The sequence below is a fragment of the Oceanibaculum sp. genome (assembly GCF_022449305.1).
In the GTDB taxonomy this organism is placed as follows: domain Bacteria; phylum Pseudomonadota; class Alphaproteobacteria; order Oceanibaculales; family Oceanibaculaceae; genus Oceanibaculum; species Oceanibaculum indicum.
In genome coordinates this window covers 62,373-76,060 of sequence record NZ_JAKUSO010000003.1, presented here as the reverse complement: position 1 = coordinate 76,060, position 13,688 = coordinate 62,373, and the positions used below count along the sequence as shown (strand labels likewise).

Sequence of the window (13,688 nt, the reverse complement as noted above, 5' to 3'; positions counted from 1 at the left end):
GCGCTAATTCCGCGCGCCCGGCGTCTCAGATTTCCGCATAGATTTCGAGGATATTGCCGTCGGGGTCCCTAAAGAACAGGGTCCGGTGACCGAAGGGCTGATCAGTCACCGGCGATTCGAGCGCCACGCCCTTGGCCTGCAATTCCTCAGCGCAGACCGCAACAGCTTCAGGCGGAACACTGAACGCCAACTGCACGGAAAGCGCACCCGGTGGCAATTGCGGGTCGTCGAACCGCCCGCCATATGTGGTCAGCGCCAGGATGGTCGGCCCAATCTTGTATTCGAGCCAGCGCGCGCTGAGCGTCCGCGTGAGCGGGAAGCCCATTACCTCTTCGTAGAAGCGCCGCATCGCATCGAAATTGCGCGTGTAGATGACGGTGTAATCGATCTGGCCGATCTGGCTGAGGCCGCTCATGCCTGTCTCGCAGGCCGTCTCGAGTCCAACACACCCCTAATCCCGCGCACCGGACAGGCCATCCACGCGGTTGCCCGGCGCGACACCGGTCGTTGCCAGCGCCGGCCGCGACGGCTCGACGGAGGCCTGCTGGATACGCATCAGCGCATGGGCGAACAGCGGGCTGGGCGGCAGCCCCTGATGGCTGCGCTCCATGAAGCTTTGCCAGGCCTTTGCCGGCAGGCCGCCGCCGGTGACCTTGTTCATCGGCGCGGCATTGTCATTGCCCATCCAGATGCCGGTGATGAGATCGCTGGAATAGCCCACGAACCAGGCATCGCGATAATCCTGGCTGGTGCCGGTCTTGCCCGCCGCGGGCCGGCTGAGCTGCGCCGCGCGGCCGGTGCCCCGGGAGATCACACCGACCATCATGTCGGTCATGGCAGCCGCATCGGCCGGAGACATGACCGGGCCGATGCCCGAGCCGTTATGACGGAACAGCACCAGCCCGTCGGCATCGCGGATTTCCCGGATGCCATAGGGGATGACGCCCTGCCCGCCATTGGCAAAGGGGCCATAGGCACCGGTCAGCTCCAGCAGGCTGACTTCGTTGACACCCAGCGGCAGGCTGGGGTGGTTGGCCAGTTCCCCCGACAGGCCGAGGCGGCGCGCGGTCTGGATCACCCGCGACCGGCCGACACGCTCGGCAAGCCGAACGGTCGCGACGTTCGAGGATTGCGCGAAGGCATCGGCCAGCGTCACCGTGCCATGATGGCGACCGTCGAAATTAGCCGGACTCCAGTCACCGATGCGGATCGGCTGGTCATCGATGCTGTCCGCCGGTTCCCAGCCGGCCTGCAAGGCCGCCAGATAGACGATGGGCTTGAAGGCCGAGCCGGGCTGGCGCTGCGCCTGGGTTGCCCGGTTGAACTGCGACTGGCCGTAATCCCGCCCGCCGACCATCGCCCGCACCCCGCCATCAAGATCGAGCGCGACCAGCGCCGCCTGGCCGGCCTTCGCGGCCTTGCCGTCCCGCGCCAGCGCGCTGTCGAGCGTCTCTTCCGCGGCGCGCTGCAAGGCCGGGTCCAGCGTGGTGACGATGATGATGTCGCGGTCGATATGGCCGAGATAGCCCATGGCGCGATCCAGCACCCAATCCGCGAAGTAGCGCGCGCCATCGCCGCCCCGCGCGCCGACGGCGATGGCCGTGCCCTGCTTTGCCGCGCGGGCGGCGGCCGCCGAATCGGCCAGGCCAGCCTCCACCATGCTCGCCAGCACCTGCCGGGCGCGGCCATCGGCCTGCGCCTTGTCGCGGGACGGGTTGTAGCGCGAGGGTGCCTTCAGCAGGCCGGCCAGCATGGCCGACTGGTAGAGATCGAGGTCGCGTGCGCTGCGTCCGAAATACCGCCGGGACGCAGCATCAACGCCATAAGTGCCGGCGCCGAAATAGACCCGGTTCAGATAGATGCCGAGGATTTCGTCCTTGCTGAACTTCCGCTCCAGCCAGAGAGCCAGCATCACTTCCTTGATCTTGCGCTCAAGGCTGCGTTCGGAGGTGAGGAACAGGTTCTTGGCAAGCTGCTGGGTAATGGTGCTGCCCCCCTGAACCACGCGGCCCTCGCGGAAATTGGCGACACTGGCGCGGGCCAGGCCGATCAGATCGACACCGAAATGATCGTAGAAACGCCGGTCCTCAATGGCGATGACGGCACGCGGCAGGTGCGGCGACATCTGCTTGACCGGCAGGGTTTCGCCATAGACCTCGCCGAAGCTGGCGAAGGCAGCGCCATCGGCCGAGAGCAGCTGCACACTGGGCCGGCGCGCCTGTTCGTTGAGGGTGGAAATATCAGGCAGCTGATAGGCGAAGTATCCCATCACCCCGGCAAACAGCATGGAGAGCCAGACCAGGGAAACAAAAGACCATTTTAGTAAAAATCGAGCTATTCCGTATCGAGGCGTTGTATTGCCGCCTTTCGTGCGACGGCGCTGCGTGTCGGCTTTCGCCCGTGCCGCTGTCCGCTTTCCCGCCATGGAGCCCCGAACGCCTTATCCTCGGCCCATCATTATCATGCTTTAGAGATATATGCCAATTAGCTTGTCGCCGCCTGGAATCGGCATCCCCGATTACCCGGATCGGCTTCGATCTTACGTCCGCGATAGTGCGAAGGCCTTCAAAATCGCCAGTTTTAAGCTTTTGGTTTAACAGTCCGTTAATATAAACATGAATTTCAGTACATTATCAGAGAAAATTGATCCAGCGTCAAACCTTCCGCTCCTGCGCCAGCAGACGGCGCTTGCGATCGATGCCCCAGCGATAGCCGGCCAGTGACCCGTCCTGGCGCACCGCCCGATGGCAGGGGATGACCAGCGCCGCCGGATTAGTGGCACAGGCCCGCGCCACTGCGCGCACCGCCGCCGGCCGACCGAGTGCAGCCGCAATCTCGCTGTAGCTGCGCGTTTCGCCGCGCGGAATGACGCGCAGCGCCTCCCACACCTGATGCTGGAAAGCGGTCGCGCGGATGTCGAGCGGCAGGTCGAGATGCGGGCTGCGCCCGTCCAGATGCGCCAGGATCGCCGCCAGCGCCGGCGCCAGCCCCTGCTGGTCCGGTACCCGCGCAGCCTTCGGGAATTCGGCGGCAAGATCGGCCAGTGCTTCCGCCGCATCATCGGCGAGGCCGACCGCGCACAGCCCGCGCTCCGTCGCGCCGACATAGAGCAGGCCGAACGCCGTCTCCGCCATCGCATAGCCCAGCGCCATCCCCTCGCCGCCCTTGCGATAGACTGCCGGCGTCATGCCGAGATAATCCCCCGCCTTCTCATAAAGACGGCTGCTGGAGCCATAGCCGGCACCATAGAGGGCGCTGGCCACATCCTCGCCCTTGCGCAGATGGTGGCGCAGCCGCGCCTGCCGGCGCGCTTCGGCATATTGTTTCGGCGTTACCCCGACCAGCTGCTTGAACAGGCGCTGAAAATGGAACGGGCTGAGGCCCGCACCCGCTGCGAGCGTCTCCAGATCGGGTGCCGGCTGTTCCGTGCGCTCGATCTCCCGGCAGGCGCGGCGTACCGCCACCATGCGCGGATCGGCAAGGGCAGCCTGTTCCGGCCGGCAGCGCTTGCAGGCACGGAACCCCGCCTGTTCGGCGGCTTCAGGCAATTCATAGAAGCCGATATTCTCGCGCTTGGGCTTGCGGCTGGGGCAGCTTGGCCGGCAATAGATCCCCGTCGAGCTCACCGCATAGACGAAATGGCCATCGGCATCGCTATCGCGTGCCAGAACTTGCAGCCAGCGTGCCTCTTCATCCGCCGGCTGCATGACCGCCCTCTGTGGCGCCGCTTCCTGTCGCTGGGCCCGCATGATCTTCTCCTCGTCATCCCGCTTCACAGGCACCAGTCTCATCCTTCGGGAAAGGCTTCACTATCCGAAGCTTGCGGCCTTATCCGCGGTCGAAATAGAGTCTCCGACGCTCACACGGCTGTAATAAAAGCTTCACAAATTTGTCGCGAGAGCATAATGAGTTCAGCCTACAAGAGGGCTCCAGCGTACCGCTGATCAGCCCATAAAGGGGGGACCTGAAATGATCATCCGCAAGTTTACACTCGCTGCTGGCGTTCTCGCCACCGCGCTCACCGGCGCCAGCGCTGCCCATGCGCAGACCGAAATCCAGTGGTGGCACGCCATGGGCGGCCGCTTGGGCGAGCTGCTGCAGGCCCAGGTTGACAAGTTCAACGCCTCGCAGAGCGAGTTCAAGGTCGTTGCCACCAACAAGGGCAACTACTCCGAAACCCTGAACGCCGGCGTCGCCGCGTTCCGCGCCAAGCAGCAGCCGCACCTGCTGCAGGTGTACGAGGTCGGCACCGCCAGCATGATGGCCGCCAAGGGTGCGGTGAAGCCGGTCTATGAGGTGATGAACGAGAATGGCTTCCCGTTCGACCCGAAGAACTATCTGTCGGCCGTGACCGGCTACTACAGCACGCTGGACGGGAAGATGCTGTCGTTCCCGTACAACAGCTCCACCCCGGTCATGTATGTGAACAAGGACCTGTACAAGAAGGCCGGTATCGACACCGCCACCCTGCCCAAGACCTGGGCCGAGGTCGCTGCCGCCGTGGACAAGCTGAAGGCCGCCGGCGTCGAGTGTCCGATGACCGTCTCCTGGCAGTCCTGGACCCAGCTGGAGAACCTCAGCGCCTATCACAACCAGCCCTTCGCCACCAAGGCGAACGGCATGCTGGGCATGGATGCCGAGCTGACCTTCAACGGCCCGGTGCAGGTGAAGCACATCGACATGCTGGGTACCTGGGCGAAGGAAGGCAAGTTCTTCTACGGTGGCCGCCGCAACGAGGCTGCCGCCCGCTTCCGCAGCGGCGAATGCGGCATGATGTTCGAAAGCTCGGCCGGCTATGCAGGCGTGAAGAAGGAGGCCAAGTTCGACTTCGCGATCAGCAACCTGCCCTACCACGCCGAAGTCGAGGGCGCGCCTTACAACACCATCATCGGCGGCGCGTCGGTGTGGGTGATGACCGGCCATTCCCCGGCGGAATACAAGGGTGTGGCCAACTTCCTGAACTTCCTGTCCTCGCCGGAAGTGCAGGCCGAGTGGCACCAGAATACCGGCTATCTGCCGATCACCTACGCCGCCTATGAGCTGACCAAGAGCCAGGGCTTCTACGAGAAGAACCCGGGCACCGACATCGCCATCAAGCAGATGACCGGCAAGGCCCCGACCGATAACTCCAAGGGCCTGCGCCTGGGCAGCTTCGACCAGATTCGCACCATCATCGACGAGGAGCTGGAAGGCGTGTGGTCCGGCCAGAAGACCGCCAAGGCGGCTCTCGACAATGCGGTTGCCCGTGGCAACGAGCTGCTGCGCCGCTTCGAGCGGGCCAACAAGTAACCCGCTGACGGCTCAAGACGACGACAGAGGGCGGCGCATCCTTGCGATGCGCCGCCTGAGTCGTTACCAAGCCACAAACCTCGCCCTTTTCTGCAGAACAGACCGCCCCGATGGAAAAACGCGTCGTCTTCCGCCAGCGCCTGCTGCCGCTGGCCCTGGTCTTTCCCCAGCTTGTGATTACGGCTGTGTTCTTCCTCTGGCCGGCAAGCCAGGCGCTGTACCAGTCCTTCCTCATCGAGGACGCATTCGGCCTGTCGAGCGAGTTCGTCTGGTTCGAGAATTTCGAGAACCTGCTGAGCGATCCGCTGTATTTCTCCTCCTTCAAGACCACAGCCGTGTTCAGCATCTCGGTGACGGCGCTGTCGCTCGGCATGGCGCTGGTGCTGGCCGTCATGGCCGACCGCGTCATCAAGGGCACCGACGCTTACCGCACCCTGCTGATCTGGCCCTATGCCGTGGCCCCGGCCATCGTCGGCGTGCTGTGGTTGTTCATGTTCAACCCGTCGACCGGCCTCGTCGCCTTCTGGCTGAAGCAGATGGGCTATAACTGGAACCATGTGCTGAACGGCAACCAGGCCATGACGCTGATTGTGTTCGCCGCCGCCTGGAAGCAGATCAGCTACAATTTCCTGTTCTTCCTGGCCGGGCTGCAGGCAATTCCGAAATCGCTGATTGAGGCGGCTGCCATTGATGGCGCCGGCCCGTCGCGGCGGTTCTGGACCATCGTGTTCCCGCTGCTGTCCCCGACCACCTTCTTCCTACTGGTCGTTAACATCGTCTATGCCTTCTTCGACACCTTCGGCATCATCCATGCCGTCACCAAGGGCGGTCCCGGCAAGGCGACCGAGACGCTGGTGTACAAGGTGTTCTCGGACGGTTTCGTCAGCCTCGACCTCGGCGGTTCGGCGGCGCAGTCGGTCATCCTGATGGCGATCGTCATCACGCTGACCGTCGTGCAGTTCCGCTATATCGAACGCCGCGTGCATTACTGAGGAACGCGCCATGATCGAACGCCGCCCCGGACTGACGATCCTCAGCCACATCATCCTGCTGAGCGGAATCGCTATTGTCGCCTTTCCGCTCTACGTGACCTTCGTCGCCTCCACGGTGACGCAGGGCGAGATCCTGCAGCCGCCCCTGCCGCTGGTGCCAGGGCCGCATCTGATCGACAATTACACGCGCGCCCTGTTCGAGGGGTCGAGCAAGGTGGTGCCGGTCGGGCAGATGATGCTGAACAGCCTGATCATGGCGCTGGTCATCGCCATCGGCAAAATCGCGATCTCGCTGACCTCGGCCTTCGCCATCGTCTATTTCCGCTTCCCGTTCCGGATGCTGTGCTTCTGGACGATCTTCATCACGCTGATGCTGCCGGTGGAGGTGCGCATCCTGCCCACCTTCGAGGTGGTGGCCGATCTGGGGCTGCTGAATTCCTATGGCGGCCTCACCATTCCGCTGATCGCGTCGGCGACCGCGACCTTCCTGTTCCGGCAGTTCTTCATGACGATCCCGGACGAGCTGCTGGAAGCCGCGCGCATCGACGGCGCCGGGCCGATGCGCTTCTTCCGCGACGTGGTGCTGCCGCTGTCGCGCACCAACATCGCCGCCCTGTTCGTCATCCTCTTCATCTATGGCTGGAACCAGTATCTCTGGCCGTTGCTCATCACCACCGACAAGGACATGAACACCATCGTCATGGGCATCAGCCACATGATCGGCGTGGACGATTTCACCGACTGGCCGGCCGTCATGGCGACCGCCATGCTGGCCATGCTGCCGCCTGTCGCCATTGTCGTCTTCATGCAGCGCCTGTTCATCAAAGGCCTGGTCGAAACCGAAAAGTAAGGCTTGGAAGGGTCAACACCGATGGCTGACGTCCATCTGAAGAACGTCTTCAAGAAATACGGCGATACCCAGGTGATCCACGGGATCGACATGGATATATCCGATGGCGAGTTCATCGTGCTGGTCGGCCCGTCGGGCTGCGGCAAGTCCACCCTGCTGCGCATGGTGGCCGGGTTGGAGGAAATCACCGGTGGCGACATCTCGATCGCCGACCGCGTGGTGAACCAGCTGGAGCCGAAGGACCGCGACATCGCGATGGTGTTCCAGAACTACGCGCTGTACCCGCACATGACGGTCTATGCCAACATGGCCTATGGGCTGAAGATCAAGGGCCTGCCGAAGGCCGAGATCGAAAAGCGGGTGCAGGATGCCGCCAGCCTGCTGCAGATCGGCCAGCTGCTGGAGCGCTATCCCCGCCAGCTGTCCGGCGGCCAGCGCCAGCGTGTCGCCATGGGCCGCGCCATCGTGCGCGAGCCGGCCGTCTTCCTGTTCGACGAGCCGCTGTCCAACCTCGACGCCAAGCTGCGCGTGCAGATGCGCGTGGAGATCAAGCGGCTGCAGCGGCGCCTCGGCACCACCTCGATCTACGTCACCCACGACCAGGTCGAGGCGATGACCATGGCCGACCGGCTGGTGGTCATGAATCTGGGTGTCGCCGAGCAGATCGGCACGCCGCTGGAGGTCTATGAGAAGCCGGCCACCATGTTCGTCGCCGGCTTCATCGGCTCGCCCTCTATGAACTTCCTGCCGGCCACCCTGTCCGACGGCGGCCGCACCGCCGATCTGGGCGGCGTGATGCTGCCGCTGAATGGCGGGGTCCGCGGTGCTGCCGATGGCAAGCCGGTGGTGCTGGGCATTCGCCCGGAACATCTCCAGCAGCAGGCCGAAGCCGCCCCGGGCACGCTGGAAGTCGCGGTCGATCTGGTGGAGATGCTGGGAGCCGACACGCTGGTCTATGGCTCGATCCAGGGCACCGAGGCGCATCTGACCGCCCGCCTGCCCGGCGTGGCGCAGTTCCGGGCCGGCGACACGCTGCACCTGCGCCCGGCCGACAATGAGCTGCATCTGTTCGACAAGGAAAGCCAGAAGCGGCTGAACTGATCCCTGCTATCAGCAGCGGATTGGTTGCCATCGGCAAATAAATAAATCATGCTCGATCCTTCTGATCAGGAGGGTCGGGCATGGAAGAGACTATTCGTGAACAGCGCATCGCGGCGATCCGCCGCTTCAGCCGCTTCTATACCCGGCGTATCGGCGTGCTGCATGAGGGGCTGCTCGGCAGTCCCTATTCCCTGACCGAAGGCCGAATCATCTATGAGCTGGCGCAGCATGCACCGCTGACCGCCAGCGATCTTGGTGCCGATCTCGGCCTCGACGCCGGCTATATGAGCCGCGTCCTGAAGGGGCTGGAGGATAAGGGCATCCTTGCGCGGCGCCCGTCGCCGGAGGATGCCCGCCGCACGTTGTTGTCCCTGACCGAGGAGGGGCAGGCCGCCTTCGCTCAGCTCAATGCGCGCAGTCATGACGAGATCGGCGATCTCCTCGACACGCTGCCGGAAGCCGCGCGGCAAAGGCTGGTGTCATCGCTGGAAACGGCTGAGACCCTGCTGTCCGGTGAGGCCCTGCAGCCCCCCGCCTATCTCCTGCGGCCGCATCGGCCGGGCGATATCGGCTGGGTGATCCAGCGCCATGCCGAACTCTATGCCGAGGAATATGGCTGGGACATCAGCTTCGAGGCTCTGGTGGCCGAGGTGGCGGCGACGTTCCTGCGCAACTTTGATCCGGCAGGCGATTGCTGCTGGATGGCCGAGATCGCCGGGGAGCGCGTCGGATCGGCGTTCGTGGTCCGGCAGGATACGGAGACCGCGAAGCTGCGGCTGGTGATCGTCGATCCCAAGGCCCGCGGGCTCGGCATCGGCGCCCGGCTGGTGGAGGAATGCCTGCGCTTCGCCCGCCAGGCCGGCTATCGCCGGATGATCCTGTGGACCAATGATGTGCTGCATGCCGCCCGGCACATCTACGTGAAAGCTGGCTTCCGTCTGGTCGCCTCCGAGCCGCACCACAGCTTCGGCAAGGATCTGGTGGGCGAAACCTGGGAGCGCGATTTGTGACAGGCGCGCCGGCAATCGACCGGCGAACCGCGCGGCTGGCCGGGCTGGCCGCCGCCGGCACTGGCATCCAAGTCGGCGCGACCCTAGTCGCCAGCCGCTATGCGGTGGAGCAGACAGGCCCGGCAACGCTGACGCTGCTCCGCTATGCGCTGGGGCTAGCGGTCCTGCTGGCCCCTGCCCTGCTGGCGCCACGGACACGCTTTGCGCCCCGCGACCTGCTGGCCATCGTTCTGCTGGGCATAGGCCAGTTCGCGCTGCTGGTGGCATTGCTGAATATCGGCCTGCAATACACCACCGCCGCCCGCGCCGCCCTGGTCTTTGCCAGCATGCCTTTGCTGACGCTGTTGCTGGCCGCCTTGATCGGGCAGGAAAAGCTGAGCGGCGCCAAGGGTCTGGGCGTGATGCTGACACTCATCGGCGTCGGGCTGGCGCTGGGTGAGACACTGGCCGCGCCGACCGGCGACGGAAATGACTGGCTCGGCGCGCTGGCGGTGCTGGGCAGTGCGGTCACCGGCGCCATATGTTCCGTGCTGTACCGCCCCTACCTTGCCCGTTATCCGGTGGTGCGGGTCGGGGCGCTGGCGATGGCGGCAGCCATCCTGTCGCTGCTGCTGCCGGCCTGGTGGGAGCAGGGGACCACACCCCTCACCGCCATCGATATGACCGCAGCCCTTGCTGTCCTTTTCATCGGGCTCAGCAGCGGCGTGTTCTTCTTCCTCTGGCTCTGGGCACTGCGTCACGCCCCGGCCAGCCGCGTTGCCGTGTTCCTGGCGCTCAGCCCGCCGACGGCGGCGTTGCTGGGGGTCCTGCTCCTCGACGAACCGCTGACCCTGTCGCTGCTGGCCGGGCTTGCCGCCATCGTCGCCGGAATCGTGATGGCGCATCGCTAGAGGTTCGCAAGATTACGGCTTTGACAGTCTTATTTTAAGTTGATATCAACTTTTAAGACTTGGAGGCTGAGATGACTCTTTTCTGGATCGTAACGATTGCCGCTCTGGCAGCTATTGCCCTGCTGGCGCTGGTCGTGGCGCGGCGGCCGGACCATTTCCGCATCGCCCGGTCGACGCTGATCGACGCACCGCCGGAGACCGTCTTCGCCATCCTGAACAACCCACGGCGCGGCGTCGACTGGTCGCCCTTCGAGCGTACGGACCCGAACATGAAGCGCGTCTTCACCGGCCCCGACCAGGGGGTTGGCGCGACCCTCGCCTGGGACGGCAGCCGGCAATGCGGGACCGGCAGCATCCGCATCGTCGAAAGCGTGCCGCACAGCCATATCGCCCTGGCCCTGGAGATGAGCCGTCCGATGAAGGCCAGCAACCGCGTCATCTTCACGCTGGAGCCGGCACAGGGCGGGACAAAGCTCACCTGGGCGATGGAAGGCCCGATGAACTTCGCCGGCAAGGCGTTCAGCCTCGTGTGCAATTCCGAGAAGATGGTAGGCGGGGCGTTCGAGACCGGCCTTGCCGATCTGAAGAAGCTGGCCGAGTGGGAAGCCCCGCGCGCCGCCTGACCGGACCTGCCATCACATGAAAAAGCCCCGCTCTTGCGAGCGGGGCTTTTCTTATTGCATGCGCCGAAAGCTTACTCGGCAGCCTTGGCCTGGGTGCCGGGGAAGCGGAACTGGGTCTGGGCCAGCTTCTCCTCCAGCGCCGCATAGCGTTCGTCGGAGATCGCGACGAAGGGCGGACGCACCGGACGCCAAGCGGCATCGCCGGTCTGCCGGGCGATCATCTCCTTCATGGCGCTGGCCGCCGGCGCGCTTTCCATGGCGACGCGCTGCGCGGTCATTTCCGCCTGCAGCGCATCGGCATCGGCGCTCTTCCAATTGGCGAACACCTTCGCCGCCTGTGCGCAGGTCACGTTCACCGTGGCCGAAATCGTGCCGGGCGAGCCCAGGCGCAGCACATCCAGCAGATACTTCTCGGTGCCGGAATACAGCTCGAAGCCGGGATGCTCGGTCAGCATCTTCTTCATATGCTCGAAATCGCCGGAGCTGTCCTTCATGCCGACCACGATGCCGGGGTAGTTCTTGATCAGCTTCGCGGTGACGGCATCCGGGATCGGCACGCCCGACATCTGCGGGAAGTGGTACAGGAATATCTTCATCCGCGGATCGTTGATCCGGTCGATGGCGGTGGCGAAGGCGGCATACAGCCCGTCCTCGGACTGGTTCTTGTAGTAGAAGGGCGGCAGCATCAGCAGGCGCACCACGCCCGCCGCGAGAGCGGCCTTCGACAGGGCGACCGTATCCGGAATGGCGCAGCAGCCGGTGCCGATCATCAGCTTGTCCTTCGGCAGGTCGGACTTGCCGATCGCCTCGATGACCTCCAGCCGCTCGGCGACGGACAGCGAGTTCGCCTCGCCGGTGGTGCCGAAGATCAGCACGCCGTCACAGCCATTGGCCAGCAGCCACTTGGCGTGCGCGAGGGTGCGCTCCGTATCGATGGAAAGATCGGGCTTGAAGGCGGTAAGGCTGGCGGCGACAACGCCCGCCGGGCCGGTCAGGGTGCTCATTTCGGGGTCTCCTGAAGAATGTTGTAAGCGCTTTCACGACTCTATGAAGGAAAGGCGCCGCGAATCAAGCGGCGGCGCTGCCGCGCGCCTTATAGCATCTTGTTTAGGGTCTCTGCCATCCGTTCCGGCGGAGTCTCATGCGTGAAATTCGCAAGATACTTACCGTCCGGACCCATCAGATAGATGATGGCACTGTGGTCCATCAGATAGTCGGCGGCGCTCTCGCTCTCCACCTTCTTGTAATAGACCCGGTAAGCCTTGGCGGCGGTGGCCACCTGCTCCGGCGTGCCGGTAAGGCCGACCATGCGCGGATGGAAGAACCCGACATAGTTCTTCATCTGCTCCACCGTATCGCGCGCCGGATCGACGGTGATGAAGATCGGCGTCAGCTTCTGCACCTTTTCTTCCGGCAGCATGTCCATGGCCTGCGCCATCACCTGCAGCCCCAGCGGGCAGACATCCGGGCAATAGGTGTAACCGAAATTCACCAGCATGTACTGGCCCCGGAAGTCGCTGTCGCGGCGCGGCTTGCCGTCCTGATCGACCAGCTCGAACGGCCCGCCGATCAGCGCCGCCGTGCCCTGCGGCGCATCCTGCTGCATCATCATGTAGACGCGGCCCGCCAAGGCGACCAGCAGCACGAGAGCGCCAGCGATGAAGATCAGCAGGGCGCGGCGCAGAAGGGTGGAAGACATCGGGCAGTCTTTCGCAACGGTCGGAAAAGAACCGGGAGGTTAATTGCAAGCTCTTCTTATAGAAGCAGCGGGCCCACAAAATCCATGCGGCCCGCCGTCGCACGCCTTTATGTGGGGTGTTGGCAGGGTCCGACAATGCCCTGTTCCCGGGGATTCCAGATCCGGCTTTCCGGCAAACCCGGCCGGACCTTGTATTTGCCCCGCATCAGGACTATCTTATGGGCGTAGGAGTATTTGTAATGTTGCAACCGTTTACCCCGACTGTCGCACCGACGCCCACCACGACCGTAGCGGCCCCGCGCCCTGCGGAAATTCGTGGCGAGCCCGTGCAGGTGACACCGGAGGCGGTCAGCAGCAATCGTCAGGTCGTCGAACGGCAGCGCCAGGATGAGCGCGCCCGCGAGAACGAGCAGCGCAATGGCGGTCGCCTGTTCGATGCCCGCAATGCCCAGCAGGCCAGCCAGGCGAATGCGGAAGGCCGCGGCAGCCAGCTCGACATCACCGTCTGAGCCAAATCTGCCTCCATGCCTCAAGGGCCGGCCTTTGCCGGCCTTTTTCATGCCTGCCTCCCGATAGCCTCCCAGCGCGCAGGGCCGGTATTTCTGCTTGCCGCCGCCGGCAAAGCCCGCCAAATCTAGGCGCATGTCGCGCGACCCCTCAGACAGGCCCGATGCCCGGACCGGCGAAACGCCCCTGGATTCCGCCCTCAACAAGGGGCCTGTGAACCGGCGCGTGCCCGAGGGCGACAACCGGCCAAGGCTGATCTGCGACGATTGCGGCTTCATCCATTACGACAATCCGAAGATCGTGGTCGGTGCCGTGTGCCTGCATGAGGACCGCATCCTGCTGTGCCGCCGCGCCATTGCGCCGCGCATCGGCTATTGGACGCTGCCGGCCGGCTATCTGGAACTGAACGAATCGACGGAAGCCGGTGCCGCCCGCGAAGCCTTCGAGGAGGCAACCGCGCGCATCGAAATCGACCGGCTGCTGGCGGTCTATAACATTCCCCGCATCAGCCAGGTGCAGCTGATCTACCGCGCCCGGCTGCTGTCGCCCGAGGTCGCGGCGGGTGAGGAATCGCAGGAAGTGGCGCTGTTCCGCTGGGAGGAGATCCCCTGGCAGGAAATCGCCTTCCCCAGCGTGCACTGGGCGCTCGACCATCATCGCCAGACCAGCGGAATGACCGATTTTCCGCCTTTCGGCAATCCCGCCGGCGAAACCGGACATTACTGAA

14 protein-coding genes are annotated in these 13,688 nt (G+C 64.3%); 9 read left to right on the top strand and 5 right to left on the bottom strand.

The features are described from left to right. Nucleotides 1-25 precede the first annotated feature (25 nt). The 3 genes from MK313_RS01865 to ada form a co-directional block, all read right to left on the bottom strand. Nucleotides 26-415: a VOC family protein gene (locus MK313_RS01865; RefSeq protein WP_287779911.1), complete on the bottom strand. Its 390-nt coding sequence runs from the start codon at nt 413-415 to the stop codon at nt 26-28. A 36-nt stretch (nt 416-451) separates the two neighbouring features. Then, the gene (locus MK313_RS01860; RefSeq protein WP_287779910.1) at nt 452-2,287 is read right to left on the bottom strand and encodes a transglycosylase domain-containing protein; all 1,836 of its coding nucleotides are present in this window, start codon (nt 2,285-2,287) and stop codon (nt 452-454) included. A gap of 367 nt (nt 2,288-2,654) precedes the next feature. After that, nucleotides 2,655-3,749, bottom strand: coding sequence for a bifunctional DNA-binding transcriptional regulator/O6-methylguanine-DNA methyltransferase Ada (gene ada, locus MK313_RS01855; protein WP_287779909.1), 1,095 nt, complete (start codon nt 3,747-3,749; stop codon nt 2,655-2,657). A 220-nt stretch (nt 3,750-3,969) separates the two neighbouring features. On the opposite strand from ada, the gene ugpB reads away from it, so the two are divergent. The 7 genes from ugpB to MK313_RS01820 all read left to right on the top strand — a co-directional run bounded on the left by ugpB (nt 3,970) and on the right by MK313_RS01820 (nt 10,755). Continuing rightward, nucleotides 3,970-5,289, top strand: a complete 1,320-nt coding sequence (ugpB, locus tag MK313_RS01850) for a sn-glycerol-3-phosphate ABC transporter substrate-binding protein UgpB (RefSeq protein ID WP_008945552.1) — start codon at nt 3,970-3,972, stop codon at nt 5,287-5,289. A gap of 110 nt (nt 5,290-5,399) precedes the next feature. Next, the gene (gene ugpA, locus MK313_RS01845; RefSeq protein ID WP_008945551.1) at nt 5,400-6,281 is read left to right on the top strand and encodes a sn-glycerol-3-phosphate ABC transporter permease UgpA; all 882 of its coding nucleotides are present in this window, start codon (nt 5,400-5,402) and stop codon (nt 6,279-6,281) included. 10 nt (nt 6,282-6,291) lie between these two features. Beyond that, the gene (gene ugpE, locus MK313_RS01840; protein WP_008945550.1) at nt 6,292-7,131 is read left to right on the top strand and encodes a sn-glycerol-3-phosphate ABC transporter permease UgpE; all 840 of its coding nucleotides are present in this window, start codon (nt 6,292-6,294) and stop codon (nt 7,129-7,131) included. Between the two features lie 21 nt (nt 7,132-7,152). Continuing rightward, nucleotides 7,153-8,232: a sn-glycerol-3-phosphate import ATP-binding protein UgpC gene (locus MK313_RS01835; RefSeq protein ID WP_287779908.1), complete on the top strand. Its 1,080-nt coding sequence runs from the start codon at nt 7,153-7,155 to the stop codon at nt 8,230-8,232. Nucleotides 8,233-8,312: 80 nt separating this feature from the next. After that, nucleotides 8,313-9,242: a bifunctional helix-turn-helix transcriptional regulator/GNAT family N-acetyltransferase gene (locus tag MK313_RS01830; RefSeq protein WP_287779907.1), complete on the top strand. Its 930-nt coding sequence runs from the start codon at nt 8,313-8,315 to the stop codon at nt 9,240-9,242. After that, nucleotides 9,239-10,132, top strand: a complete 894-nt coding sequence (locus tag MK313_RS01825; RefSeq protein WP_287779906.1) for a DMT family transporter — start codon at nt 9,239-9,241, stop codon at nt 10,130-10,132. Before MK313_RS01830 ends, MK313_RS01825 begins: the two co-directional genes overlap by 4 nt. A gap of 71 nt (nt 10,133-10,203) precedes the next feature. Next, on the top strand, nt 10,204-10,755 hold the full coding sequence (locus tag MK313_RS01820; RefSeq protein ID WP_287779905.1) for an SRPBCC family protein: 552 nt from the start codon (nt 10,204-10,206) through the stop codon (nt 10,753-10,755). A 71-nt stretch (nt 10,756-10,826) separates the two neighbouring features. Here the strand turns inward: MK313_RS01820 and MK313_RS01815 are convergent, their stop codons facing one another. Together MK313_RS01815 and MK313_RS01810 are read right to left on the bottom strand one after the other, a co-directional pair. Further along, nucleotides 10,827-11,759 (bottom strand): dihydrodipicolinate synthase family protein, encoded by a 933-nt coding sequence (locus MK313_RS01815; protein ID WP_008945545.1) that lies wholly within the window; start codon nt 11,757-11,759, stop codon nt 10,827-10,829. An 89-nt stretch (nt 11,760-11,848) separates the two neighbouring features. Next, nucleotides 11,849-12,454, bottom strand: a complete 606-nt coding sequence (locus MK313_RS01810) for an SCO family protein (protein ID WP_287779904.1) — start codon at nt 12,452-12,454, stop codon at nt 11,849-11,851. A 239-nt stretch (nt 12,455-12,693) separates the two neighbouring features. Between MK313_RS01810 and MK313_RS01805 the strand changes: the two genes are divergently transcribed. After that, a complete protein-coding gene (locus MK313_RS01805; protein ID WP_147431084.1) occupies nt 12,694-12,963 on the top strand; it encodes a hypothetical protein in 270 nt (89 codons plus the stop codon). A gap of 133 nt (nt 12,964-13,096) precedes the next feature. Beyond that, nucleotides 13,097-13,687 (top strand): NUDIX hydrolase, encoded by a 591-nt coding sequence (locus MK313_RS01800; RefSeq protein ID WP_121221245.1) that lies wholly within the window; start codon nt 13,097-13,099, stop codon nt 13,685-13,687. The last annotated feature ends 1 nt before the right edge of the window (nt 13,688 follow it).